Source organism: Citrobacter sp. S-77 (assembly GCF_963864895.1).
Lineage (GTDB): Bacteria > Pseudomonadota > Gammaproteobacteria > Enterobacterales > Enterobacteriaceae > Citrobacter > Citrobacter murliniae.
The window spans coordinates 222,164-248,062 of the sequence record NZ_CAWLWU010000002.1; the positions used below are offsets into that span (position 1 = coordinate 222,164).

The following is a 25,899-nucleotide window of genomic DNA, read 5'->3' on the forward strand; positions in this document are numbered from 1 at the left end:
TAGACGCGTTAGCGCTGCCATCCGGCAAGACACCCATTACAAGCTTCCAGCCGGACGACTGCCTCTGCCCGCAGAACTTAACGTTCTCCCTGTTTGCTTACCATTCAGGCTTTCCAGACGCATCTGGAATGGTGGGAATGGCATATCAATGCCATGCTCACGGAAGCCCGCCAGAATCAACTGATGGATCTCATGGCGCAATGGCATGCGGTGTCCCATTTCTGCGGCATAGATACGCAATTCGAAGATCTGAATCCCTTGCTGAAGATCAACCAGGAAGACTTCCGGTGCCGGGGTGTCGATAACCAGCGAACAGCGATGCGCAGCGGTAAGCAGGATTTGCGTGACCTCCTCGCTGTTGGCCTCCGACGGTGCCGGAATAGTTAACACCACACGAGTGACCGAGTCGGATAGCGACCAGTTGATGAACTGTTCGGTGATGAACGCTTTGTTGGGCACGATGATTTCTTTACGGTCCCAGTCGCTGATTGTGGTGGCGCGGGTGTTAATTTTCGTCACGCTACCGGTAAGATCGCGAATTGTCACCGTATCGCCAATGCGGATGGGTTTTTCAAACAGGATGATCAGGCCGGAAATAAAGTTGGCGAAGATCTCCTGCAAACCGAAACCCAACCCCACACCGAGCGCGGCAACCAGCCATTGCAGTTTGGACCACTCAATACCAATCATTGAGAAGCCAACCAGGCCACCAATCAGCATCAGCAGGTATTTGGTAATGGTGGTGATGGCATAACCCGTGCCGGGTGTTAAATCCAGATGCTGTAACAGTGCCAGCTCCAGCAGCGCGGGCAAGTTACGTACTAACTGAGTGGTGATGATAAACACCAGAATCGCAATTAATACCGCGCCCAGCGTTATCGGCTCTAAGCTTTCTACGCCTTGTACCGTGGAGGTGACATCCCATAATGAGATGTTCTCCAGGAAGCCGAAGGCAGAGTGAATTTCTGACCACAGCACGATAACCGAAAGCAGGGCGATCAGCATCAGGATAGAACGTACCAGGCGCAGTGATTGTGCGCTGATAGCGTCAAGGTCCACTTCGCTTTCATCGACATCAATCGCCCCTTCAAGGCTGGTGGAATGCGGCGGTTCTTCTTCACCACGTGCGCGTTGTGCCAGCATTTCTGCCCGTCGATGTTTGGCGCGATCGAATGCCAGACGGCGGCGCTGAATCAGCATCCAGCGGCGAATGACGTGATAAATCACCAACAATAAGAACCAGATAGCTACGGATGTTTCCAGACGAGCCAGCAGTGCTTGCGCCGTTGCCAGGTAGCCTACGGCAGCCGCGAGAATCGCAATGAGTGGTGCGCCCATCAGCATATTCCACAGCATACTGTTGACCATGTTGTCACCGTTGCCCTCTTTATCGAGATATAACGGTATTCCGGCGCGTTTCAGACTCAGGGTCACGAGCGCCAGTGCCCCACAAATCAAAATAAAGCACAGGCGCCCCAGAGAGGCAGAGAATTCCCGGTCATTGAGATTATCAAACATGATCACCGCCATGATGAGCGGGACAATCAGTCCGATACTCATCAGGTAATAGTGCATTGCCTTAGCGACACGGTTACGCGGCCAGCCAAAGTGGGCAATGAACAAACCGTTAGGGCGTGCGAAGGTAGCGCAAATCATCACTACCCACAGCATTGGTACCGTTGCTGTAACGCCATCGCCTATCGCGACGGCCAGAGGATAGGGCCAGGCTTCCTGCAAACCATAACCCAGAGTTGCCCACAGTACCGGCAATGGGGAAGCGACGAGTATCGACCAAAACACCGTGCGCAACGTCAGCCAAAAATGATCCTGGGTTACTTTTCCCACCCGCGCTGACGATCGTTCGAGAAAGCGAGTGAAGTGCTTGCGCGAATAGAGGCTAAACCCAACCAACACCAGCGCTGCGAAAAGCGGCAGCAGCGTTTCCTTGCTGGTCAACATCATAATGCTGGCTTTGCCAAGCTGATTAAACGTGTCTAATGAGATAAGACGACGCAGATCCTGGACTAAGTCGACAGGCCAGGAAAGTGATATTGGGCTGACGTCAGACGTCCAGAACAGATAGCGGTGAGTTGCCTCATTGACCTCTTTCAGCGCATCTTCCAGTTGGCTTTTGGAGACTTTCAGCTTGGTCAATTCGAGGATCAGCGTATCGCCGCCCTGTAACAGGGAGTTCAGTAGTTCACGCTGAGTACGCAGTTGGGCGTTGAGGATACGCTCTTGCTCTGCGGTAAGTGGTTGTCCATCGGCCTGATGGATCTGGCGCAACTGCGGCTGTTTATTAAGGAGATCTTCATAGCGCATTCGGTGTACGCGAAGTTGCGCCATTTCTGTATCTAGCTGTTGAGGCTTAGGCATTTCTGGCAGGCGGGAGACTTGCGCGCGCAGGGCTTCTCCCAGCATATTCGAGGCACCAAGCCACTGTGACTGCTCCCGCAACGTATTTAATGCCTGTCGCACCTGCAGCGTTTGGCTGGTGGCCTGCCGCTGTTGAGAGGCGACCAGGTCCATACGCTGCGCCTGCTGGTTTAAGGCCTGAGACAGCTCACGGTTAACCTTGAACTGGTCAACAATGCCTTCTGGCAGCCCCGCACTGTTCTCTGCCAGTAGTTCGGTGCTTTCCAGCGCCCGCTCGGCTTCACGCTGACGCTGACTATTGAGTTGATTACGTAATGCCTGCAGGTACGCGTCGAGTTGTTGGCTCTGTTTTTCTGCCAGTTCGGAGCGCATGCGCGCCAGTTCCTGGCGGTTGTTCGCGGAAAGCTGTGCCAGTTCCAGCTCATCGACCTGGGCTTTGAGTTTGGCCGATTCAGCCTGCATCGCCTGATTCAGTGGAGAGTTGCTGCTGGCTGCCCCCAGACGTCGCTCAATATCATTTAACTGGCGGCGCGCATCGGTTTGCTGTTGCGGAAGCTGGCTTAATGAGTCGGCGATTTCGCGTGCGCGATCTTGTTCCTGCTGGGCCTGGCGGCTTTTTTCCAACAACTGGCTGCTGACCTGGAGGATCTCCTGGTTTAACGCATCAGTAGTCAGGCCAGTCGGCACGCTGCGCGGTTCGTCACGCAGATTGCTAAGCTGCGCGCGTAACGTTGCGGACAGTTTGGGGAAGTTATCAATAACCTGCTGATACTGTTCGGCACGCTCAAGGGAGCCTTTACGCTCCTCAAGGGCATTCAGCGCGGACTGGAGCGCCTCAACGGCTTCTGGCTGAGCGGGCTTAGCCGCTTTGGCCTGCTCCAGTTCCTGAGTGATTTGTTTGGCATCGGGGGCCGTCGCAGCGTGCGCCCCCAGGCTGAGGCACCAGGCCATCAGTAAAGTGATAATCAGGCGCACAGCAGCGATTCCTATGTTTAACCTTCGTCTTTTTTGTCATCAACCAGCGGGCTGACGTCGTGTTCTGCTTCGATTTCTTCCTTCGGCAGTGGGTTAGGTTCAGCTTCTGGCGTTACGAAAGACTCGGTAGAAATTGCCATCGGTTGACCGATTTTAGTGACCGAAAGATCCTGCAACTGCTCAACCAGGTTAACTTTGCCTGGTGCAAACAGGTTAATAACGGTTGAACCGAGCTTAAAGCGGCCCATTTCCTGACCTTTTAGCAGCGCCACGGAACCTTCGCTTTCACCGGCAGGCCATGTCCAGCGTTTAATGACTCCTTCACGCGGCGGAGTAATGGTGCCGGCCCAAACCGTTTCAATACTACCGACGATGGTTGCGCCAACCAGAATCTGTACCATCGGGCCGAATTCAGTATCAAACAGACAAATAACGCGCTCGTTACGGGCAAACAGGTTCGGTACGTTTTGCGCGGTCAGGATATTTACTGAGAAAAGGTCGCCAGGCACATACAGCATTTCCCGCAGGATACCGTTACACGGCATATGTACGCGGTGGTAATCACGCGGCGAGAGGTAAGTGGTTACAAACGTACCATTGCGGAATTTGTCCGCCATCTGGTAGTTGCCTGCCAGCAGCGCTTCAAGGCTATAGCTATGCCCTTTGGCCTGCAGAAGTTTATCTTCTTCGATGTTTCCCAGTTGATTAATCACGCCATCAGCCGGCATGACCAGAACATTTGGATCGGTATTAATAGGGCGTACATCGTCACGTAATGGGCGGACAAAGAAGTCATTGAAGGTGCGATAGCTGGCGGTGTCCGGCTTTTGCGCCTCTGTCATATCGACCTTGTAATATTTCACGAACAGATCGATAACCAGCTTAGTTAGCCATCCTGCTCGTTTGCTCGCACCCCAACCCGCCAGGCGAGTGAGCCATAGTTTTGGCAGAATGTATTGTAGCGAAAGCTTAAATGAGTTTAACAAGGTAGCCTCCAGGCCATAATTTGTTCCTGATCCAGCGTGTGGGCCGGATCCTGAAAAAAAGGGGACGATTCTAGCGATGCTTAGCTTAGTTGTCAGTTGTCTGTATCAGAAAAGTTTTTACGCGTTTTTACCTGAGCCATGCTTTCGAGGATACGGTGATAATTCTCAAAGCGAACTTCGGCTATCGCTCCTTTCTCTACAGCTTCACGGATAGCGCAGCCTGGATCTGCATCATGTTTGCAGTCGCGGTATTTGCAATGGCCCAGGTAATCATGGAATTCGACAAAGCCGTGCGTGATTTGTTCCGGTTCAAGGTGCCACAGCCCGAACTCACGTACGCCGGGGGAGTCGATGACGTCACCGCCGTGCGGGAAGTGGTACAGGCGAGAAGCGGTAGTCGTGTGTTGTCCAAGGCCGGAGTTGTCGGAGACATCATTGGTCAGGATTTCTTCCTGCAGGCCAAGCAGGTTGTTGAGTAGGCTGGATTTACCTACGCCAGACTGACCGGCGAAAATGCTGATACGATCGGTCAATGCCTCTTCAAGCGGTTTCAGACCGTCTTTTGTGCGGCTTGATACCATCAATACGCGATAGCCAATATTGCGATAGATATCCATCTGCTCATTTACGAAAGCCATGCTTTCGTCGTCCAGCAGATCGATTTTGTTGAGTACGATAATTGGCTCAACCTGTAACGTTTCGCAGGCCACCAGATACCTGTCGATAATATTTAATGACAGTTCAGGTAAGATGGCTGAGACAATAACGATTTGGTCAATGTTGGCAGCAATGGGCTTCACGCCGTCATAAAAATCCGGGCGTGTGAGAACGGAAGTGCGCTCATGTACCGCTTCAACGATCCCTTTAACATTGACACCTTCGGCTGCCGTTTTACCCGGACGCCAGACCACGCGATCGCCGGTAACCAGCGAACGAATTGTACGGCGGATGTTGCAGCGGTGAATTTCACCATCAGCAGATTCCACGTCGGCATGCATACCAAAACGGCTGATAACAATGCCTTCAGCGGTTTCGCCAAACAAGTTGTCGTCGTAGTCGGGTTTCTCCGTGGACGTTTTAAGACGACGCTGGTGATTTGCGTTCACGCGGCGCTGTTGGCCTTTGGAGAGTTTATTTTTACTCAATCGTACTGGCTCCTGATCGCCCATTATGGGCAAAACATCTATGATACACGCAATTTTAGATGAATATATACGCTTCATCCTTCACGCTGCCCCAGCACTGGCTATGCTCAGAAACCCAGGCCACATAGTTTTCTATGCCCTCAGGGTTTCTTTCCTTGCCGCCTTGATGCAGCATGAATGGTTTCGCGTATCGTCACGTAAGAAGGGTGGAAAATAGCATGAGTGCCAATGAAAACAACCTGATTTGGATCGATCTGGAGATGACCGGTCTGGATCCCGAGCGCGATCGCATCATTGAGATCGCTACCCTGGTGACTGACGCCAATCTGAATATTCTGGCTGAAGGACCAACAATTGCGGTACATCAGTCTGATGAACAGCTGGCATTAATGGATGACTGGAACGTCAGAACGCATACAGGTAGTGGGTTGGTGGAGCGCGTAAAGGCGAGCACGATGGGTGATCGTGAAGCTGAGCTTGCGACGTTAGCATTTTTAAAAGAGTGGGTTCCGGAAGGGAAATCACCTATTTGCGGCAACAGTATCGGTCAGGATCGCCGCTTCCTGTTTAAATACATGCCGGAACTGGAAGCGTATTTCCATTATCGTTATCTGGACGTTAGTACTCTGAAAGAGCTGGCCCGTCGCTGGAAGCCAGAGATCCTCGATGGTTTCACAAAACAGGGAACGCATCAGGCGATGGACGATATCCGCGAGTCGGTTGCTGAGCTTGCTTACTATCGCGAGCATTTTATTAAGCTTTGATTTCTATGCCCGGTGCGCTTGCGTAACCGGGTATTTGACGTTAAATTGTTCAGCTTGATTGCAAAGTAATCACTTGAACGAGTTTTTAAAAAAAACGTATTCAGGGGGGTTGCAGCTAAACGGATTTCTCGTATAATGCGCCTCCCGTAACGACGCAGAAATGCGAATTACGACAGCAACAAATTTCATCGAAGATTGTGCGGGAATAGCTCAGTTGGTAGAGCACGACCTTGCCAAGGTCGGGGTCGCGAGTTCGAGTCTCGTTTCCCGCTCCAAAATTTGAAAGTGCTTATCAGGCACAGACACACCCAAGCGGGAATAGCTCAGTTGGTAGAGCACGACCTTGCCAAGGTCGGGGTCGCGAGTTCGAGTCTCGTTTCCCGCTCCAAAATTTGAAAGTGCTTATCAAGCACAGACACACCCAAGCGGGAATAGCTCAGTTGGTAGAGCACGACCTTGCCAAGGTCGGGGTCGCGAGTTCGAGTCTCGTTTCCCGCTCCAAATTCTTATCTCAATAAACATATCCACAACGAATTATCGCGTTGGGGCTGTTTTCTTTTGTCTTTGACATACTCTTGTAAACAGACTTATCCACAGGTTCGGATATTATTCCTGGAATGCAAAAAACTTAGCCGGGTGAATAGTATCTTTGTAATTAATTGAATACGTTGAATTAATTATCATTTCAAACTGTTAATGCGATCACTTGACGATTTTTTCCCTCTTGAATATCAATGTGTTTTTATTTTTATACACAAGCTGTGGATGACTTAAGCGTCACGTGGCAAGCCTTTTTCAATGACCCTGACCAGGCGCTGCTTCTTCGGCAGTTGCACTTCAACCACGCAGGCATTTCGCTTCTCAATTTGCTGCGCAATCGCCCATTCTATGTGCTCATCGAGAAGTGGGTGCTCACCTCGGCGATTTTCCAGCGCATTGATAACAGCCCCATCCCAGGGGGCATTACCCAGCGCGACGGCGATATTTCGTAGCCAGCGCAAGTGACCAATACGACGAATGGCAGAACCTTCTGTGACTTTTAAAAACCACGCTTCGCTCCAGCTAAACAGTTCAATTAACTCTGGGGCGTGGAGTTGTTTGCGTGGGCTAAAGTCGTCTTCTACGGTTAACTGCGAATAGCGATTCCAGGGACAAATGAGCTGGCAGTCATCGCAGCCATAGATCCTATTTCCCAGCAGTGGGCGAAATTCTTGCGGAATTGCACCCTCCAGCTCAATGGTGAGATAAGAAATGCAGCGACGGGCATCTACGGTGTACGGCTCAACGATCGCACCAGTCGGGCAGATGGTCATGCAGGCGACACACTTCCCACATCCTTCTTCTGCTGGCAGATCCACTGGCAAAGGTAAATCAACCAGTAACTCACCCAGAAAGAAAAATGAACCGGCTTCACGGTTAAGGATAAGTGAGTGCTTACCTGTCCATCCAAGCCCGGCTTTTTCCGCCAGTGGACGCTCAAGAATAGGCGCAGAATCAACAAAAGGTCTAAAATTCAGCGAAACACAGTGTTGCTGAATCATCTCTCCCAGTTTTTTTAAGCGGTTACGCAGTAGTTTATGGTAGTCACGCCCCAGTGCGTATCGACTGACGTAGCCCAGGGTCGGATTCTTTAAGGTGCTGGCAAAGGCCGCGTTGGCAGGGAGATAGTTCATTCGTACGCTAATGACGCGTAAAGTCCCGGGCAATAACTCCTGGGGACGAGCACGCATCATGCCGTGACGGGCCATCCAGTCCATCTCGCCGTGATAGTGTTTATCCAGCCATGCCTGCAGTTTGGGTTCGGCTTCGCTAAGGTTGGTATCGGCAATACCGACCTGCTGAAAGCCAAGTTCCAGCCCCCACTGCTTAATATTTTGCGCTAACTGATTGAGATCGAGGGGCTCTGACATGACGGACCATACAATGAAGAAAAACCTCGCAAGTATACCACACTCCATCTGGCACGCCGATGACATCAAGAGAGCGGAACGTGAGGCTGCAGACAGTCTTGGGCTGACTCTTTATGAACTGATGCTACGAGCGGGAGAGGCAACATTTAAGGTTACCTGCGACGCGTACCCGGACTCCCGGCACTGGCTGGTGCTCTGTGGCCACGGAAATAATGGTGGGGATGGCTATGTGGTCGCAAGGCTTGCCAAAGCGGTGGGTATTAACGTCACATTACTGGCGCAGGAGAGTGACAAGCCTCTCCCTGAAGAGGCGCAGCAGGCGCGTGACGCCTGGCTGAATGCAGGGGGCGTTATCCATGCTCCAGATATTATCTGGCCGGAAAAGGTGGATGTCATTATTGATGGGCTGCTCGGTACCGGCTTACAACATGCACCGCGCGCCCCTCTGGCTGCATTGATCGAATTGGCTAATTCGCACCCTGCTCCCGTGGTGGCGATAGATATTCCGTCCGGTCTGCTGGCGCAGACAGGAGCGACGCCAGGTGCGGTGATGCGTGCCGCGCATACCGTCACTTTTATTGCGTTAAAACCGGGACTGTTAACCGGTAAAGCGCGTGATGTCACTGGGCATCTTCATTTTAATGCTCTTGGGCTGGAGACCTGGCTTGCAGGGCAGGAAGTGCCAGTTCAGCGTTTTGATGCTTCGCAACTTGCCCACTGGTTAACGCCGCGCCGACCGACATCGCATAAAGGCTCCCACGGGCGACTGGTGATTATTGGTGGCGACCATGGCACTGCTGGTGCAATACGTATGGCCGGTGAAGCCGCACTTCGCGCAGGTGCCGGGCTGGTTAAAGTTCTGACCCGCAGCGAAAACATTGCGCCAATCCTGACTGCCCGTCCGGAGTTGATGGTGGATACGCTAACGCCGCATGCGCTGGAGGAAAATCTGGAATGGGCGGATGTGGTGGTCATTGGTCCTGGGCTTGGGCAGCAGGAGTGGGGCAAAAAAGCGCTGCAAAAAGTGGAGAATTTTCGTAAACCAATGCTCTGGGACGCTGATGCGCTTAACCTGCTGGCAATCAACCCCGATAAACGTCACAATCGCGTGATCACGCCGCATCCAGGTGAGGCCGCGCGACTACTGGGCTGTTCCATAGCAGAAATTGAAAACGATCGCTTACTTTCTGCACAACGTCTGGTAAAACGGTACGGAGGTGTAGTGGTGCTGAAAGGTGCGGGTACGGTTGTGGCCTCCGAACAAAATGCGTTGGGTATTATTGATGCCGGCAATGCAGGAATGGCCAGCGGCGGTATGGGCGATGTGCTCTCCGGTATTATTGGTGCATTGCTCGGACAGAAGCTTACCCCGTATGATGCAGCGTGTGCAGGATGTGTCGCGCACGGTGCGGCGGCGGATGTGCTGGCAGCGCGTTTTGGAACTCGCGGCATGCTGGCGACAGATCTCTTTACCACGCTACAGCGTATTGTTAACCCTGATGTGATTGACGTTTATCATGATGAATCGAGTAATTCCGCTACCTGATGAACAGGCGACTTTAGACCTGGGACTGCGGGTAGCCAACGCCTGTGACGGCGCAACTGTTATTTATTTGTACGGCGATCTGGGTGCGGGTAAAACCACCTTTAGCCGGGGATTCCTGCAGGCGTTGGGTCACAAAGGCAATGTAAAAAGCCCCACCTACACACTGGTTGAACCCTATTCACTCGATAACCTGATGGTGTATCACTTCGATCTGTATCGACTTGCGGACCCGGAAGAATTGGAGTTTATGGGGATCCGAGATTATTTTGCCAATGATGCAATTTGCCTGGTGGAATGGCCGCAACAAGGTAAAGGTGTGCTTCCTGACCCGGACGTCGAAATACATATTGAGTACCAGGCGCAAGGTCGGGAGGCGCGCGTAAGTGCAGTCTCCTCATCGGGTGATTTATTGCTGGCGCGTTTAGCCGATTAATCTTAAGGGTGGCGGGATGATTTATCGCATCAGAAACTGGCTGATGGCAACCCTGGTCCTGCTGTGCGCGCAGGCAGGAGCCGCCAGCCTCTCGGATCTTCAGGTTTCCAACGGTGACCAACAGGCGCGGATCACGTTAAGTTTTATTGGCGATCCTGAATACAGCGTATCGCAGGACGGGAAACGAACTGTCGCGCTGGATATCAAACAATCCGGTGTGATTCAGGGATTACCGCTGCTGTTTAGTGGCAATAATCTAGTGAAGGCGATCCGCTCCGGCACGCCGAATGACGCGCAGTCTCTGCGGCTGGTCGTCGATTTAACCGAAAACGGGAAAGCTGAAGCCGTGAAACGGCAAAACGGTGGTAACTATACTGTCGTGTTTACGATCAAAGCCGATGCTCCACCGCCTCCACCTCCACCAGTGGTCGTGAAGCGTGTTGAAGCGCCGGTTCTTGCCCCGCGTTCGGTTGAGCCTGCACGCAATCCGTTTAAAACGGAAAGCAATCGTACAACTGCCGTGACCAACAGCAATACGGTCACGCGACCTGCCGCCCGGGCGACCAACAACAATGGCGATAAAGTCGTTATCGCTATCGATGCAGGACACGGTGGGCAAGATCCCGGCGCTATCGGGCCTGGCGGTACGCGGGAGAAAAACGTCACTATCGCGGTTGCGCGTAAGCTGCGTAGCTTGCTGAATGACGACCCGATGTTTAAAGGCGTGCTTACCCGTGATGGCGATTACTTCATTTCGGTGATGGGGCGTTCTGACGTCGCTCGTAAACAAAATGCCAATTTCCTGGTCTCTATTCATGCGGATGCTGCACCAAACCGGGATGCCACCGGCGCTTCCGTGTGGGTACTGTCAAACCGTCGTGCCAACAGTGAAATGGCCGGCTGGCTGGAACAGCATGAGAAGCAATCTGAGCTGTTGGGTGGTGCGGGGGATGTGCTGGCAAACAGTCAGTCCGATCCGTACTTAAGCCAGGCGGTGCTGGACCTGCAGTTCGGTCATTCACAGCGTGTAGGGTATGATGTGGCGACCAGTATGATCGGCCAGTTAGAGCGTATTGGTTCGATGCACAAACGTCGACCAGAGCACGCCAGCCTTGGCGTATTACGCTCGCCTGATATCCCGTCAGTACTGGTTGAAACCGGTTTTATCAGTAACAACAGTGAAGAGCGCCTGCTGGCGAGCGATGATTATCAGCAGCAACTGGCAGAGGCGATTTATAAAGGGTTGCGTAACTACTTCCTGGCGCACCCTATGCAAACGGGGCCGCAGGGCGCACCGTCACAAACAGCCAGCGCTGTATCACCGGGTGATACGTTAACAAATTAAGGATTAGCCATGCCGATTCAGGTTCTACCGCCACAGCTGGCGAACCAGATTGCCGCAGGTGAGGTGGTAGAACGGCCTGCGTCGGTAGTAAAAGAACTGGTGGAAAACAGCCTTGATGCGGGTGCTACACGTATTGATATTGATATTGAACGCGGTGGTGCAAAGCTTATCCGTATTCGTGACAATGGCTGTGGTATCAAAAAAGACGAGCTGGCGCTGGCGCTGGCTCGCCATGCCACCAGTAAAATAGCCTCACTTGACGATCTCGAGGCTATCGTTAGTCTCGGGTTTCGCGGGGAGGCGCTGGCAAGTATCAGCTCTGTCTCACGTTTAACCCTGACGTCCCGTACACAAGAACAACCCGAAGCCTGGCAGGCGTATGCTGAAGGGCGCGATATGGATGTGACGGTTAAACCTGCTGCGCATCCGGTGGGTACTACGCTGGAAGTGCTGGATTTATTCTACAACACGCCAGCGCGGCGCAAGTTCATGCGCACCGAGAAAACCGAGTTTAATCATATTGACGAAATCATCCGACGCATTGCGCTGGCGCGTTTTGACGTGACGATAAATTTGTCGCACAACGGTAAAATAATGCGCCAGTACCGCGCGGTGACAGCCGATGGGCAAAAAGAGCGTCGACTGGGTGCTATTTGTGGCACGCCATTTCTGGAGCAGGCGCTGGCTATTGAGTGGCAGCATGGCGATTTGACGTTGCGGGGCTGGGTAGCTGACCCGAATCACACCACTGCGGCATTGGCAGAAATTCAGTACTGCTACGTGAATGGTCGTATGATGCGTGACCGGCTGATTAACCACGCTATCCGCCAGGCCTGCGAAGACAAGTTAGGGGCCGATCAACAACCCGCATTTGTCTTGTATCTGGAAATTGACCCGCATCAGGTGGATGTAAATGTGCATCCTGCCAAACATGAAGTCCGCTTCCATCAGTCCCGCCTGGTGCATGATTTTATCTATCAGGGGGTGCTGAGCGTACTGCAACAACAGCTTGAAACATCGCTTCCGTTGGAGGGTGATGAAGATCCTCTACCAAGGCATATCCCGGAAAACCGGGTTGCGGCGGGACGTAATCACTTTGCAGAACCTGCGCCAGCACGTGAACCCACTACGCCGCGTTATTCCGTATCGGCAGGGAGTGGTGGCGGTCGCCAGGCATCTGCCAGTTGGCCGCATGCTCAGCCTGGGTATCAAAAGCAACAGGGTGAAGTTTACCAACAACTACTTCAGACACTTGCTCCGGTTCCAACGCACAAATCCGCTGTACCCAACGTGGCAGAGTCTTCTCTTGCCGGACACAGCCAAAGTTTTGGCCGAGTCTTGACAATCGTCGGTGCAGACTGCGCGTTACTCGAATGTGACGGACATATCCGGCTGTTGGCGCTACCGGTAGCTGAACGTTGGTTGCGTCAGGCGCAGTTGACGCCGGGACAGGGACCTGTTTGTGCTCAGCCATTGCTGATCCCGTTGCGTTTGAAAGTGACCGCAGATGAAAAGGCGGCTTTGCAAAAAGCGCAAAGCCAGTTGGCGGATTTGGGCATTGAATTTCAGTTGGATGCGCAGCATGTGACCATCCGAGCAGTGCCTTTACCCTTACGCCAACAAAATTTACAAATCTTGATTCCTGAACTGATAGGCTACCTGGCGCAGAAGTCCGTATTCGAACATGGCAACATTGCACAGTGGATTGCGCGTAACCTGATGAGTGAACATCCGCAGTGGAGCATGGCTCAGGCTATTACGCTGTTGGCGGATGTTGAGCGGCTCTGTCCGCAGCTTGTGAAGGCGCCGCCGGGTGGTCTGTTACAACCTGTTGATTTACATTCGGTAATGAACGCCCTGAAACATGAGTGATATCAGTAAGGCGAGCCTGCCAAAGGCAATTTTTTTAATGGGGCCAACGGCCTCTGGTAAAACGGCATTAGCAATTGAATTGCGTAAAGTTTTGCCTGTAGAGTTGATAAGCGTTGATTCCGCCCTTATTTACAAGGGGATGGATATCGGTACCGCCAAGCCCGATGCTGAAGAGCTAAAGGCTGCACCGCACCGATTGCTGGATATTCGCGATCCGGCACAGGCGTATTCTGCTGCGGATTTTCGTCGCGATGCGCTAGCCGAGATGGCTGATATTACTGCAGCGGGGCGCATCCCGCTGTTAGTAGGCGGCACAATGTTATATTTCAAAGCCTTGCTTGAGGGGTTGTCGCCGTTACCGTCGGCGGATCCGGAGGTCAGGGCCAGAATTGAACAGCAGGCGGCAGAGCTTGGGTGGGACGCGTTACATCGGCAGCTTCAGGAGGTTGATCCTGTTGCCGCAGCGCGGATTCATCCAAATGATCCGCAAAGACTTTCCCGGGCACTGGAAGTTTTTTTCATTTCGGGTAAAACTTTAACGGAGCTGACGCAAACGTCAGGAGATGCTTTGCCGTATCAGGTGCATCAGTTTGCTATCGCCCCGGCGAGCCGTGAACTGCTCCATCAGCGAATTGAGCAGCGTTTTCATCAGATGTTAGCTTCAGGTTTTGAAGCAGAAGTCCGGGCGCTTTTTGCCCGAGGAGATTTGCATACGGATTTGCCTTCCATTCGTTGTGTTGGGTATCGCCAGATGTGGTCATACATTGAAGGTGAAATCTCATATGATGAAATGGTTTATAGAGGTGTTTGCGCCACGAGGCAGTTGGCGAAGCGGCAGGTAACCTGGTTGCGTGGTTGGGATGGGGTGCACTGGCTTGACAGTGAAAAGCCTGACCAGGCGCGAAACGAAGTATTACAGGTTGTTGGTGCTATCGCGAACTGAATGTGTACAATTGAAACGTATCGTGCGCAATTTTTCAGAATCGAAAGGTTCAAAGTACAAATAAGCATATAAGGAAAAGAGAGAATGGCTAAGGGGCAATCTTTACAAGATCCGTTCCTGAACGCACTGCGTCGGGAACGTGTTCCAGTTTCTATTTATTTGGTGAATGGTATTAAGCTGCAAGGTCAAATCGAGTCTTTTGATCAGTTCGTGATCCTGTTGAAAAACACGGTCAGCCAGATGGTTTATAAGCACGCGATTTCTACTGTTGTCCCGTCTCGCCCGGTTTCTCATCACAGCAATAACGCCACCGGCGGCACCAGCAGTAACTACCATCACGGTAGCAACGCGCAGGGTTCATCTGCGCAACAGGACAGCGAAGAAACCGAATAAGGTTTTGGCTGTTTTACACACGGGGAGCCAGAGATCCTGCGTTCCCCGTTGATATATATTAAGGGGTTGACGCTTGTTTGACCGTTATGATGCCGGTGAGCAGGCGGTACTGGTACACATCTATTTTTCGCAAGACAAAGATATGGAAGACCTCCAGGAGTTTGAATCTCTGGTTTCTTCCGCCGGTGTCGAAGCAATGCAGGTGATTACCGGGAGCCGTAAAGCACCGCACCCGAAGTTTTTTGTTGGTGAAGGTAAGGCAATCGAAATTGCGGAAGCCGTGAAAGCGACAGGCGCTGCGGTGGTGATTTTTGATCATGCTCTAAGCCCTGCCCAGGAACGTAACCTGGAACAGTTATGCCAGTGTCTTGTCATCGACAGGACTGGCCTCATTTTAGATATTTTTGCCCAGCGTGCACGTACCCATGAGGGTAAGTTGCAGGTTGAACTGGCGCAGTTGCGTCATATGGCTACACGCCTGGTCCGTGGCTGGACTCACCTTGAAAGGCAAAAGGGCGGTATTGGTTTGCGTGGTCCGGGTGAAACCCAGCTCGAAACCGACCGTCGTTTGCTGCGTAATCGCATTTTGCAGATACAGTCGCGCCTGGAAAAAGTTGAAAAGCAACGTGAGCAGGGGCGGCAATCGCGCAAGAAAGCGGATGTCCCAACCGTCTCACTGGTGGGATATACCAACGCCGGAAAATCCACCTTGTTCAACCAGATAACCGAAGCCCGGGTCTACGCAGCAGATCAACTGTTTGCGACCCTGGATCCTACACTACGTCGTATAGACGTAGCGGATGTCGGTGAAACTGTGCTGGCGGATACCGTCGGGTTTATCCGTCATTTGCCGCACGACCTGGTGGCGGCGTTTAAAGCCACCTTGCAGGAGACGCGTCAGGCGACATTGCTGCTGCACGTTATTGATGCGGCAGATTTCCGTGTGCAGGAAAATATTCAGGCTGTGGATACGGTTCTCGAAGAGATCGACGCGCACGAGATCCCGACCCTGCTTGTGATGAATAAAATCGATATGCTGGATGATTTTGAACCGCGTATCGACAGAGATGAAGAGAATAAACCAATCCGCGTTTGGGTTTCTGCGCAAACTGGCATTGGTATACCACAACTTTTTCAGGCTTTGACAGAGCGGCTTTCCGGTGAGGTTGCGCAGCATACGTTGCGTTTACCGCCGCAGGAAGGGCGTCTGAGAAGCCGGTTTTACCAACTTCAGGCAATAGAAAAAGAGTGGATGGAGGAGGATGGCAGCGTAGGTCTGCAAGTTCGTATGCCGATCGTTGACTGGCGTCGCCTCTGTAAACAAGAACCGACCCTGGCAGATTACATCGTCTGACCGGGAGGAAATGCCTGGGGATTTTTTGCCCAATACTCATCGAATTTTGGGTTGCAGGAAGGCGGTAACGCTCCTGTAGTGCAAAAAACGGGGTATATCACCGCATAACAAATATGGAGCACAAACATGGCGTGGAATCAGCCCGGTAATAACGGACAAGACCGCGACCCCTGGGGAAGCAGCAAACCTGGCGGCAACCCTGAGGGAAATGGAAACAAAGGTGGTCGTGAGCAGGGACCTCCCGATCTTGATGATATCTTCCGCAAACTGAGTAAAAAACTCGGTGGTCTGGGTGGCGGTAAAGGTACAGGTTCTGGTGGCGGTAGTTCATCGCAAAGCCCGCGTCCACAACTGGGAGGACGGGTCTTTACTATCGCAGCAGCGGCAATTGTCATTATCTGGGCAGCCAGCGGTTTCTATACCATTAAAGAAGCGGAGCGCGGCGTGGTGACACGCTTCGGTAAATTCAGCCATCTGGTTGAGCCGGGTCTGAACTGGAAACCGACATTTATCGACGAAGTTACTCCGGTAAACGTCGAAGCTGTGCGTGAGCTTGCTGCATCCGGCGTGATGCTGACATCTGACGAAAACGTCGTGCGCGTTGAAATGAACGTGCAGTACCGTGTTACCGATCCGCAGCGTTACCTGTTTAGCGTAACCAGTGCTGATGACAGTCTGCGCCAGGCTACCGACAGCGCCTTGCGTGGGGTTATCGGCAAATACACCATGGATCGTATTCTGACCGAAGGGCGTACTGTTATTCGTAGCGACACCCAGCGTGAACTGGAAGAGACCATTCGTCCATACAACATGGGTATTACTCTGCTGGACGTCAACTTCCAGGCTGCACGTCCGCCGGAAGAGGTGAAAGCCGCGTTTGACGATGCCATCGCAGCACGTGAAAACGAGCAGCAATACATCCGTGAAGCTGAAGCGTACACCAACGAAGTTCAGCCACGCGCAAATGGTCAGGCGCAGCGTATTCTTGAAGAAGCGCGTGCATATAAAACGCGAACCATCCTGGAAGCACAGGGTGAAGTGGCTCGCTTTGCAAAAATTCTGCCGGAATATAAAGCCGCACCGCAAATTACTCGCGAGCGTCTGTATATTGAAACCATGGAAAAAGTGCTGAGCCATACCCGCAAAGTTCTGGTTAACGATAAGGGCGGCAATCTGATGGTTCTGCCGTTAGATCAGATGCTTAAAGGCGGAAATGCGCCAGCAGCAAAATCTGACAGCAGCTCAAACCTGTTGCGTCTGCCACCGGCATCAACCTCCAGTACTGGAGCAAGCAGCACTTCGTCCACCAGTCAGGGTGATATTATGGACCAACGCCGCGCGAACGCGCAGCGTAACGACTACCAGCGTCAGGGGGAATAACGATGCGTAAGTCAGTTATTGCGATTATTATCATCGTTCTGGTAGTTCTGTTCATGTCTGTCTTTGTCGTCAAAGAAGGCGAGCGCGGTATTACGCTGCGCTTTGGTAAAGTTCTGCGCGACGATGACAACAAGCCGCTGGTTTTTGCACCGGGTTTGCACTTTAAGATCCCGTTTATTGAATCAGTGAAAATGCTTGATGCGCGTATTCAGACCATGGACAACCAGGCCGATCGCTTTGTTACCAAAGAGAAGAAAGACCTGATCGTTGACTCCTACATTAAATGGCGTATCAGCGATTTTAGCCGTTACTACCTGGCAACGGGCGGTGGTGATGTTTCTCAGGCAGAAGTTCTGTTGAAACGTAAGTTCTCTGACCGTCTGCGTTCTGAAATCGGTCGTCTGGATGTAAAAGACATCGTTACCGATTCTCGTGGTCGTCTGACCCTGGAAGTCCGTGACGCGCTGAACTCCGGATCTGCTGGCACGGAAGATGAAGTAGCGACCCCTGCGGCGGATAGTGCAATTGCCGAAGCAGCTGAACGTGTTCAGGCTGAAACGAACGGTAAAGTACCGGTCATCAACCCGAACAGTATGGCGGCGTTGGGTATCGAAGTGGTCGACGTGCGTATCAAGCAAATCAACCTGCCGGCCGAAGTGTCCGAGGCTATCTACAACCGTATGCGCGCTGAGCGTGAAGCGGTAGCGCGTCGCCATCGTTCACAAGGTCAGGAAGAAGCGGAAAAACTGCGCGCAACAGCGGACTATGAAGTTACTAAAACGCTGGCAGAATCTGAGCGCCAGGGCCGTATTATGCGTGGTGAAGGTGATGCGGAGGCCGCTAAACTGTTTGCCGACGCATTTAGTCAGGATCCTGACTTCTACGCCTTCATCCGTAGCCTGCGTGCTTACGAGAAGAGCTTCGAAGGTAATCAGGACGTGATGATTATGAGTCCGGACAGCGATTTCTTCCGTTACATGAAGACACCGAATTCCGCGACACGCTAAAATAGCCCAGCGGTTTTAGACCAGTAAAACCACCGGCGTCCTCAGGGATGCGGTGGTTTTCTTTTTATATAAGGACAGCGGATGAACTCAACAATTTTGCTGGCGCTCGCGCTGGTTTTGGTGCTGGAAGGTCTTGGTCCGATGCTGTATCCCAGTGCCTGGAAGAAAATGATCTCTGCGATGGCACAACTGCCGGAAAATATTTTACGTCGTTTTGGCGGCGGTCTTGTGGTTGCGGGCGTTGTGGTCTACTACATGTTGAGGAAAACGATTGGCTGATTAATAAGTAGACTAATTTACGAATTTTTGGATGCAAAAAGTGCTGTATATCTGAAAAAGCGGTGGTAGAATCCATTTTTAAGCAAACGGTGATTTTGAAAAATGGGTAACAACGTCGTCGTACTGGGCACCCAATGGGGTGACGAAGGTAAAGGGAAGATCGTCGATCTTCTGACTGAACGGGCTAAATATGTTGTGCGCTACCAGGGTGGTCACAACGCAGGCCATACTCTCGTAATCAACGGTGAAAAAACCGTCCTCCATCTTATTCCATCAGGTATTCTTCGCGAGAATGTCATCAGCATCATCGGTAACGGTGTTGTGCTGTCTCCGTCCGCGCTGATGAAAGAGATGAAAGGACTGGAAGATCGTGGTATCCCTGTCCGTGAGCGCCTGCTGCTGTCTGAAGCTTGTCCTCTGATCCTTGATTATCATGTCGCGTTGGATAACGCACGTGAGAAAGCGCGTGGCGCGAAAGCGATCGGCACCACCGGTCGTGGCATCGGTCCGGCTTATGAAGACAAAGTAGCTCGTCGCGGTCTGCGCGTTGGCGATCTGTTTGATAAAGCAACCTTCGCTGAAAAACTGAAAGAAGTGATGGAATATCACAACTTCCAGCTGGTGAATTTCTATAAAGTTGAAGCAGTTGACTACCAAAAAGTGCTGGATGATGTGATGGCGATTGCCGACATCCTGACCTCTATGGTTGTTGATGTTTCCGATCTGCTGGACCAGGCGCGTAAACGTGGCGATTTTGTCATGTTCGAAGGTGCGCAGGGTACACTGCTGGATATCGACCATGGTACCTATCCGTACGTAACCTCCTCCAACACCACTGCTGGTGGCGTGGCAACTGGCTCCGGCCTGGGCCCACGTTATGTGGACTACGTGCTGGGTATCATTAAAGCCTACTCTACCCGTGTAGGTGCAGGTCCGTTCCCGACTGAACTGTTTGATGATGTCGGCGAGTTCCTGTGCAAGCAGGGTAACGAATATGGCGCGACCACGGGTCGTCGTCGTCGTACCGGCTGGCTGGACTCCGTTGCTGTGCGTCGCGCAGTACAGATTAACTCCCTGTCTGGCTTCTGCCTGACCAAACTGGACGTACTGGACGGTTTGAAAGAGGTGAAAATCTGTGTGGCGTACCGTATGCCGGATGGACGTGAAGTCACGACTACCCCGCTGGCAGCAGACGACTGGAAAGGTATCGAGCCGATTTACGAAACCATGCCTGGCTGGTCTGAATCTACCTTTGGTGTGAAAGAACGTAGTGGTCTGCCGCAGGCTGCTCTGAACTACATCAAGCGTATTGAAGAACTGACCGGTGTACCAATTGATATTATCTCAACTGGTCCAGACCGTACTGAAACTATGATCCTGCGCGACCCGTTCGACGCATAATTATGGTTGTTGCATAGCGCCTGTGGCGCTATGCTTGTCGGGCCTACAGTGAGTGGGCATTTGTAGGCCGGATAAGGCGTTTTACGCTGGTATCCGGCTTAAAATCTTGTAAGTTCCTCGCTTTTTTCCTTCCCGAACTGAAATAAATTAGCGACCTGGCTGGTGGCTGGTTTATCATCAATATAATTAATACTACCAGGCTTATCCGTTTTCCCTTTTTCCTGAGGTTGATGTGCAGTTAACAAGTTTCACCGATTACGGATTACGTGCGCTAATCTACATGGCGTCGCTTCCCGAAGGACGTATGACCAGTATTTCTGAGGTGACAGAAGTCTACGGCGTGTCCCGTAATCATATGGTCAAAATAATCAATCAACTTAGCCGGGCGGGCTTCGTTACTGCTATTCGAGGAAAAAACGGCGGTATCCGCTTGGGCAAACCAGCTAAGGCTATTGGTATTGGCGATGTGGTTCGCGAGCTGGAACCTTTATCGCTGGTCAACTGTAGCAGCGAGTTTTGCCACATAACCCCTGCCTGTCGACTCAAACAGGCGCTTTCTAAAGCAGTGCAAAGTTTTCTGACGGAACTGGACAACTACACACTTGCCGATTTGGTTGAAAATAATCAACCACTTTATAAATTATTGCTGGTGGAGTGACGAAAATCTTCATCAGAGATGACAACGGAGGAACCGAGATGTCACATGATCCTTTCCAGGAACGCGAAGCTGAAAAATACGCGAACCCTATCCCGAGCCGGGAATTTATCCTCGAACATTTAACCAAACGTGAAAAACCGGCCAACCGCGATGAGCTGGCTGTTGAACTCAACATTGAAGGTGAAGAGCAGTTAGAAGCGCTACGTCGCCGTCTGCGCGCTATGGAGCGTGATGGGCAACTGGTCTTCACTCGCCGTCAGTGCTATGCGCTGCCGGAACGTCTTGACCTGCTGAAAGGTACCGTTATTGGCCACCGTGATGGCTACGGCTTTCTGCGCGTTGAAGGACGTAAAGACGACCTGTACCTCTCCAGCGAACAGATGAAAACCTGCATCCATGGCGATCAGGTTCTGGCACAGCCGCTGGGCGCGGATCGTAAAGGCCGTCGCGAGGCACGTATTGTGCGCATACTGGTGCCAAAAACCAGCCAGATTGTCGGTCGCTACTTCACCGACGCCGGCGTAGGGTTTGTGGTACCAGATGATAGCCGCCTGAGCTTCGATATCCTTATCCCACCTGAAGAGGTAATGGGCGCCCGCATGGGATTTGTGGTAGTGGTTGAACTTACCCAGCGCCCAACCCGACGCACCAAAGCGGTAGGTAAAATTGTTGAAGTGTTGGGCGATAACATGGGCACTAGCATGGCCGTTGATATGGCTTTGCGTACTCATGAAATCCCTTATATCTGGCCGCAGGCGGTAGAGAAGCAGGTCGCCGGGCTTAAAGAGGAAGTACCGGAAGAGGCCAAAATTGGCCGCGTTGACCTGCGTGATTTACCGCTGGTGACAATTGACGGTGAAGATGCGCGTGACTTCGATGATGCCGTTTATTGTGAGAAGAAACGCGGTGGCGGCTGGCGTTTATGGGTGGCTATCGCTGACGTAAGCTATTATGTTCGACCACCAACACCGCTGGACCAGGAAGCTCGCAATCGTGGTACGTCCGTCTACTTCCCGTCGCAGGTCGTACCGATGCTGCCGGAAGTGCTTTCCAATGGCTTGTGTTCGCTGAACCCGCAGGTGGATCGTCTGTGCATGGTGTGCGAAATGACCATTTCGTCGAAAGGTCGTTTAACCGGCTTTAAATTCTACGAAGCGGTAATGAGCTCCCATGCTCGTTTGACCTACACCAAAGTCTGGCACATGCTGCAGGGCGATCAGGAGCTGCGTGAGCAATACGCGCCGCTGGTTAAACACATTGAAGAGCTGCACAATCTGTACAAAGTGCTGGATAAAGCCCGTGAAGAACGTGGCGGTATCTCGTTTGAAAGTGAAGAAGCCAAATTTATCTTCAACGCTGAACGCCGCATTGAACGTATTGAACAGACCCAGCGTAATGACGCGCACAAACTGATTGAAGAGTGCATGATTATGGCTAACATCTCAGCGGCACGATTCGTTGAGAAAGCCAAAGAGCCTGCACTGTTCCGTATCCACGACAAGCCGACCACTGAAGCAATCACCTCCTTCCGTTCCGTACTGGCAGAGCTGGGACTGGAACTGCCTGGTGGTAACAAACCAGAGCCACGCGATTATGCCGAGTTGCTGGAATCAATTGCCGACAGACCTGACGCGGAAATGCTGCAAACTATGCTGCTGCGTTCAATGAAGCAGGCGATTTACGATCCAGAAAACCGCGGACACTTTGGTCTGGCGCTGCAGTCTTATGCACACTTTACCTCACCGATTCGTCGCTATCCGGATCTGTCTTTGCACCGTGCAATTAAGTATTTGCTGGCACAGGAGCAGGGCCACAAAGGTAACACCACGGAAACGGGGGGCTACCATTATTCGATGGAAGAGATGTTGCAACTGGGCCAGCACTGTTCCATGGCGGAGCGCCGTGCTGACGAAGCTACGCGGGACGTTTCTGACTGGCTGAAGTGCGACTTTATGCTGGATCAGGTCGGTAATGTCTTTAAAGGCGTGATTGCCAGCGTGACCGGTTTTGGTTTCTTTGTTCGTCTTGATGAGCTGTTTATTGACGGTCTGGTGCATGTCTCCTCACTGGATAATGACTATTACCGCTTTGATCAGGTTGGACAACGCCTGACGGGGGAATCCAGCGGTCAGATGTATCGCCTGGGCGATCGTGTGGAAGTTCGTGTGGAAGCCGTCAACATGGACGAGCGTAAAATCGACTTTAGCCTGATCTCCAGTGAACGCGCACCGCGTAATGAGGGTAAAACCGCGCGCGAAAAAGCGAAAAAAGGTGATGCAGGTAAAAACACCGGCAGACGTCGTCAGATGGGCAAAAAGGTGAATTTCGAGCCGGATAGTGCTTTCCGTGGCGAGAAGAAAGGCAGAGCTAAACCTCAGGCGGATAAAAAAGCGACTGAGAAAAAAGGCGACAAAAAAGCGAAAAAGCCATCGGCGAAAACGCTTAAAATCGCTGCTGCCACCAAAGCTAAACGCGCGGCGAAAAAGAAAGTCGCGGAATAACGGCCATAAACAGTAAGCCGGGTGAGCTAAGTACTGCCCGGCATTACACATAAACTATTAACGAGTACATTCATGAGTGAAATGATTTACGGCATCCATGCGGTGCAGGCTCTGCTGGAGCGTGCGCCTGAGCGCTTTCAGGACGTCTTTATTCTCAAAGGTCGTGAAGATAAACGCCTGCTGCCGCTGATCCATGCTCTGGAAGCGCAGGGCGTTGTCATCCAGTTGGCTAACCGCCAGTTTCTGGATGAGAAAAGTGAGGGTGCGGTACATCAGGGTATTATTGCCCGCGTGAAGCCGGGCCGCCAGTATCAGGAAAACGATCTGCCGGATCTGATCGCCTCACTCGATCAGCCGTTTTTTTTGATCCTGGATGGCGTTACCGATCCGCATAACCTGGGCGCTTGCTTGCGAAGCGCAGACGCGGCTGGTGTGCATGCTGTTATCGTCCCGAAAGATCGTTCTGCGCAGTTGAATGCGACGGCGAAAAAAGTCGCCTGTGGCGCGGCAGAAAGCGTGCCACTGATCCGTGTGACCAACCTGGCGCGCACGATGCGTATGCTGCAGGAAGAGAACATCTGGATTGTTGGGACGGCAGGTGAAGCTGACCACACTCTGTATCAGAGCAAAATGACTGGCCGCCTGGCGCTGGTCATGGGAGCTGAAGGTGAAGGTATGCGTCGTCTGACTCGTGAACACTGTGATGAGCTGATCAGTATTCCGATGGCTGGTAGCGTCTCATCGTTGAACGTCTCCGTTGCAACGGGGATCTGCCTGTTTGAGGCCGTTCGTCAGCGCGGGTAACTGAGCTCTCCATTTCCATCAAGCCATCCTCCGGGATGGCTTTTTTGTGACCGCTATCCCAGGCACCCTCTTCTGTGAGTGACCATACTTATGGTCACTGCCATTGACGGAGGGAAACACAATGCACTGGCAAACGCATACCGTTTTTAACCAACCTGTACCGCTCAATAACAGCAATTTATACCTGTCCGATGGTGCACTGTGTGAAGCGGTGAATCGTGAGGGGGCTGGCTGGGACAGCGATCTTCTTGCCAGTATTGGCCAGCAATTAGGAACGGCGGAATCGCTCGAACTGGGACGGTTGGCCAACGCTTATCCGCCAGAACTATTGCGATACGATCCGCAGGGGCAGCGACTGGATGACGTGCGTTTTCATCCCGCTTGGCATTTACTGATGCAGGGGCTGTGTGCCAACCGGGTACATAATCTTGCCTGGGAAGAAGATGCAAGACAGGGGGCATTTGTTGCCCGGGCCGCACGTTTTATGTTGCATGCGCAGGTGGAGGCAGGCACGTTATGCCCTGTTACCATGACGTTTGCCGCCACGCCGCTGTTACTTGATATGTTACCTCCACAATTTCATGACTGGTTCACACCGCTATGCAGCGATCGTTATGATTCACATCTGCTGCCCGGCGGGAAAAAGCGCGGTCTGCTGATTGGCATGGGAATGACGGAGAAACAGGGGGGATCAGATGTGCTGAGCAATACCACTCAGGCAGACCGCCTTGAGGATGGCACGTATCGGCTAATTGGGCATAAATGGTTTTTCTCCGTACCGCAAAGCGATGCTCATCTGGTGCTGGCACAGGCTAAAGGAGGGTTGTCCTGCTTCTTTGTCCCGCGATTTTTACCTGATGGGCGGCGTAACGCTATCCGTCTTGAACGGCTGAAGGATAAGTTAGGCAACCGCTCTAACGCCAGCTGCGAAGTTGAATTTCAGGATGCGATTGGCTGGCTACTGGGTGAGGAGGGAGAAGGTGTTCGTCATATCCTGAAAATGGGCGGTATGACACGTTTTGACTGTGCGCTTGGTAGCCACAGTATGATGCGGCGCGCTTTTTCCGTGGCAATTTATCATGCGCATCAGCGGCAGGTATTTGGCAAACCACTGATTGAGCAGCCGATGATGCGACAGGTATTGAGCCGGATGGCTCTCCAGTTGGAAGGCCAAACAGCGTTGCTGTTTCGGCTGGCGCGAGCCTGGGATCGTCGCAACGATGTGAAAGAAGCTCTGTGGGCCAGATTATTTACGCCAGCGGCAAAGTTCGCCATCTGTAAAAGCGGTATGCCATTCGTTGCAGAGGCCATGGAAGTGCTTGGTGGCACGGGGTATTGTGAGGAGAGTGAACTGCCGCGTTTGTACCGCGAGATGCCGGTAAACAGTATCTGGGAAGGATCCGGGAACATTATGTGCCTCGATGTATTGCGAGTGTTAACGAAACAACCGGGTATGTACGATATGCTCAGTGAAGCTTTTGCTGAAGTAAAAGGGCAAGACCGACATTACGACAGAATGGTACGTCAGCTACAACAGCACTTACGTAAACCCAGTGAGGAGCTGGGACGGGAGATTACGCAGCAGCTTTTCCTGCTCGGCTGTGGGGCGCAGATGTTGCGCTATGCATCTCCGCCAGTGGCGCAGGCCTGGTGTCAGATGATGTTGGATACGCGTGGTGGTCGGCGTTTGTCTGAACAGGTGCAGAATGACTTGTTATTACGGGCTACGGGTGGCTTGTGTTAATGACTTGCCTGGCGGCTGTGCAGGAGGATCTTATCAGGCCTACACTCTTACTTTCGATGTAGGCCAGATAAGTGAGCGACACC

General features: G+C 52.3%; 20 protein-coding genes and 3 tRNA genes. 19 read left to right on the forward strand and 4 right to left on the reverse strand.

Going from position 1 to position 25,899, the window contains the following annotated elements; all coding sequences use genetic code 11:
- Positions 1–36: 36 nt before the first annotated feature.
- The 3 genes from mscM to rsgA all read right to left on the reverse strand — a co-directional run bounded on the left by mscM (position 37) and on the right by rsgA (position 5,482).
- Positions 37–3,351 carry a miniconductance mechanosensitive channel MscM gene (gene mscM / locus AACS05_RS01740; RefSeq protein ID WP_045438904.1) on the reverse strand — a complete coding sequence of 1,105 codons (3,315 nt, stop codon included), beginning with the start codon at positions 3,349–3,351 and terminating at the stop codon, positions 37–39.
- 17 nt (positions 3,352–3,368) lie between these two features.
- Positions 3,369–4,337 carry an archaetidylserine decarboxylase gene (gene asd / locus AACS05_RS01745; RefSeq protein ID WP_045438907.1) on the reverse strand — a complete coding sequence of 323 codons (969 nt, stop codon included), beginning with the start codon at positions 4,335–4,337 and terminating at the stop codon, positions 3,369–3,371.
- A 92-nt stretch (positions 4,338–4,429) separates the two neighbouring features.
- The gene (rsgA, locus tag AACS05_RS01750) at positions 4,430–5,482 is read right to left on the reverse strand and encodes a small ribosomal subunit biogenesis GTPase RsgA (RefSeq protein ID WP_190284551.1); all 1,053 of its coding nucleotides are present in this window, start codon (positions 5,480–5,482) and stop codon (positions 4,430–4,432) included.
- Between the two features lie 218 nt (positions 5,483–5,700).
- Here rsgA and orn point away from each other — a divergent pair, with 218 nt between their 5' ends.
- From orn to AACS05_RS01770, 4 genes are all read left to right on the forward strand, one after another.
- A complete protein-coding gene (orn, locus tag AACS05_RS01755) occupies positions 5,701–6,246 on the forward strand; it encodes an oligoribonuclease (RefSeq protein ID WP_045438928.1) in 546 nt (181 codons plus the stop codon).
- Between the two features lie 199 nt (positions 6,247–6,445).
- Positions 6,446–6,521, forward strand: a tRNA-Gly gene (locus AACS05_RS01760).
- 37 nt (positions 6,522–6,558) lie between these two features.
- A tRNA-Gly gene (locus tag AACS05_RS01765) sits at positions 6,559–6,634 on the forward strand.
- A 37-nt stretch (positions 6,635–6,671) separates the two neighbouring features.
- Positions 6,672–6,747, forward strand: a tRNA-Gly gene (locus AACS05_RS01770).
- 269 nt (positions 6,748–7,016) lie between these two features.
- Here the strand turns inward: AACS05_RS01770 and queG are convergent.
- Complete coding sequence (gene queG, locus AACS05_RS01775) at positions 7,017–8,156, reverse strand: tRNA epoxyqueuosine(34) reductase QueG (RefSeq protein ID WP_045438931.1); 1,140 nt, start codon at positions 8,154–8,156, stop codon at positions 7,017–7,019.
- Between queG and nnr the strand changes: the two genes are divergently transcribed.
- From nnr to AACS05_RS01850, 15 genes are all read left to right on the forward strand, one after another.
- Positions 8,155–9,702, forward strand: coding sequence for a bifunctional ADP-dependent NAD(P)H-hydrate dehydratase/NAD(P)H-hydrate epimerase (gene nnr / locus AACS05_RS01780; RefSeq protein ID WP_045438933.1), 1,548 nt, complete (start codon positions 8,155–8,157; stop codon positions 9,700–9,702). The two genes, queG and nnr, sit on opposite strands and share 2 nt — an antisense overlap.
- A complete protein-coding gene (tsaE, locus tag AACS05_RS01785) occupies positions 9,674–10,135 on the forward strand; it encodes a tRNA (adenosine(37)-N6)-threonylcarbamoyltransferase complex ATPase subunit type 1 TsaE (protein ID WP_045438937.1) in 462 nt (153 codons plus the stop codon). Before nnr ends, tsaE begins: the two co-directional genes overlap by 29 nt.
- Positions 10,136–10,151: 16 nt before the next feature.
- The gene (amiB, locus tag AACS05_RS01790; protein WP_045438940.1) at positions 10,152–11,480 is read left to right on the forward strand and encodes an N-acetylmuramoyl-L-alanine amidase AmiB; all 1,329 of its coding nucleotides are present in this window, start codon (positions 10,152–10,154) and stop codon (positions 11,478–11,480) included.
- A 9-nt stretch (positions 11,481–11,489) separates the two neighbouring features.
- The gene (gene mutL / locus AACS05_RS01795; RefSeq protein ID WP_045438943.1) at positions 11,490–13,352 is read left to right on the forward strand and encodes a DNA mismatch repair endonuclease MutL; all 1,863 of its coding nucleotides are present in this window, start codon (positions 11,490–11,492) and stop codon (positions 13,350–13,352) included.
- Positions 13,345–14,295, forward strand: coding sequence for a tRNA (adenosine(37)-N6)-dimethylallyltransferase MiaA (miaA, locus tag AACS05_RS01800; protein WP_045438946.1), 951 nt, complete (start codon positions 13,345–13,347; stop codon positions 14,293–14,295). The genes mutL and miaA overlap by 8 nt, the downstream gene beginning before the upstream one ends.
- Before the next feature lie 84 nt (positions 14,296–14,379).
- Positions 14,380–14,688, forward strand: coding sequence for an RNA chaperone Hfq (gene hfq, locus AACS05_RS01805; RefSeq protein WP_045438949.1), 309 nt, complete (start codon positions 14,380–14,382; stop codon positions 14,686–14,688).
- A gap of 73 nt (positions 14,689–14,761) precedes the next feature.
- Entirely contained in the window at positions 14,762–16,042 is a 1,281-nt protein-coding gene (hflX, locus tag AACS05_RS01810; RefSeq protein ID WP_045438953.1) for a ribosome rescue GTPase HflX, read from the forward strand.
- Positions 16,043–16,168: 126 nt separating this feature from the next.
- Entirely contained in the window at positions 16,169–17,422 is a 1,254-nt protein-coding gene (hflK, locus tag AACS05_RS01815; protein WP_045438955.1) for an FtsH protease activity modulator HflK, read from the forward strand.
- Between the two features lie 2 nt (positions 17,423–17,424).
- Entirely contained in the window at positions 17,425–18,429 is a 1,005-nt protein-coding gene (gene hflC / locus AACS05_RS01820) for a protease modulator HflC (protein ID WP_045438957.1), read from the forward strand.
- An 81-nt stretch (positions 18,430–18,510) separates the two neighbouring features.
- On the forward strand, positions 18,511–18,708 hold the full coding sequence (locus AACS05_RS01825) for a DUF2065 domain-containing protein (RefSeq protein ID WP_003025602.1): 198 nt from the start codon (positions 18,511–18,513) through the stop codon (positions 18,706–18,708).
- 102 nt (positions 18,709–18,810) lie between these two features.
- On the forward strand, positions 18,811–20,109 hold the full coding sequence (gene purA / locus AACS05_RS01830; protein WP_045438961.1) for an adenylosuccinate synthase: 1,299 nt from the start codon (positions 18,811–18,813) through the stop codon (positions 20,107–20,109).
- A gap of 232 nt (positions 20,110–20,341) precedes the next feature.
- The gene (gene nsrR / locus AACS05_RS01835) at positions 20,342–20,767 is read left to right on the forward strand and encodes a nitric oxide-sensing transcriptional repressor NsrR (protein WP_045438964.1); all 426 of its coding nucleotides are present in this window, start codon (positions 20,342–20,344) and stop codon (positions 20,765–20,767) included.
- A 38-nt stretch (positions 20,768–20,805) separates the two neighbouring features.
- Complete coding sequence (gene rnr, locus AACS05_RS01840; RefSeq protein ID WP_045438967.1) at positions 20,806–23,268, forward strand: ribonuclease R; 2,463 nt, start codon at positions 20,806–20,808, stop codon at positions 23,266–23,268.
- 72 nt (positions 23,269–23,340) lie between these two features.
- Positions 23,341–24,072, forward strand: coding sequence for a 23S rRNA (guanosine(2251)-2'-O)-methyltransferase RlmB (gene rlmB, locus AACS05_RS01845; RefSeq protein ID WP_045438969.1), 732 nt, complete (start codon positions 23,341–23,343; stop codon positions 24,070–24,072).
- 121 nt (positions 24,073–24,193) lie between these two features.
- Entirely contained in the window at positions 24,194–25,816 is a 1,623-nt protein-coding gene (locus AACS05_RS01850) for an isovaleryl-CoA dehydrogenase (protein WP_045438971.1), read from the forward strand.
- The last annotated feature ends 83 nt before the right edge of the window (positions 25,817–25,899 follow it).

Excerpts from the sequence above, each read along its gene's own strand:
- orn (WP_045438928.1), top strand. The coding sequence starts at position 5,701 with ATGAGTGCCAATGAAAACAACCTGATTTGGATCGATCTGGAGATGACC.
- nnr (WP_045438933.1), top strand. The coding sequence starts at position 8,155 with ATGACGGACCATACAATGAAGAAAAACCTCGCAAGTATACCACACTCC.
- queG (WP_045438931.1), bottom strand. The coding sequence starts at position 8,156 with ATGTCAGAGCCCCTCGATCTCAATCAGTTAGCGCAAAATATTAAGCAG.
- tsaE (WP_045438937.1), top strand. The coding sequence starts at position 9,674 with ATGATGAATCGAGTAATTCCGCTACCTGATGAACAGGCGACTTTAGAC.
- amiB (WP_045438940.1), top strand. The coding sequence starts at position 10,152 with ATGATTTATCGCATCAGAAACTGGCTGATGGCAACCCTGGTCCTGCTG.
- mutL (WP_045438943.1), top strand. The coding sequence starts at position 11,490 with ATGCCGATTCAGGTTCTACCGCCACAGCTGGCGAACCAGATTGCCGCA.
- miaA (WP_045438946.1), top strand. The coding sequence starts at position 13,345 with ATGAGTGATATCAGTAAGGCGAGCCTGCCAAAGGCAATTTTTTTAATG.
- hfq (WP_045438949.1), top strand. The coding sequence starts at position 14,380 with ATGGCTAAGGGGCAATCTTTACAAGATCCGTTCCTGAACGCACTGCGT.
- hflK (WP_045438955.1), top strand. The coding sequence starts at position 16,169 with ATGGCGTGGAATCAGCCCGGTAATAACGGACAAGACCGCGACCCCTGG.
- hflC (WP_045438957.1), top strand. The coding sequence starts at position 17,425 with ATGCGTAAGTCAGTTATTGCGATTATTATCATCGTTCTGGTAGTTCTG.
- AACS05_RS01825 (WP_003025602.1), top strand. The coding sequence starts at position 18,511 with ATGAACTCAACAATTTTGCTGGCGCTCGCGCTGGTTTTGGTGCTGGAA.
- purA (WP_045438961.1), top strand. The coding sequence starts at position 18,811 with ATGGGTAACAACGTCGTCGTACTGGGCACCCAATGGGGTGACGAAGGT.
- rnr (WP_045438967.1), top strand. The coding sequence starts at position 20,806 with ATGTCACATGATCCTTTCCAGGAACGCGAAGCTGAAAAATACGCGAAC.
- rlmB (WP_045438969.1), top strand. The coding sequence starts at position 23,341 with ATGAGTGAAATGATTTACGGCATCCATGCGGTGCAGGCTCTGCTGGAG.
- AACS05_RS01850 (WP_045438971.1), top strand. The coding sequence starts at position 24,194 with ATGCACTGGCAAACGCATACCGTTTTTAACCAACCTGTACCGCTCAAT.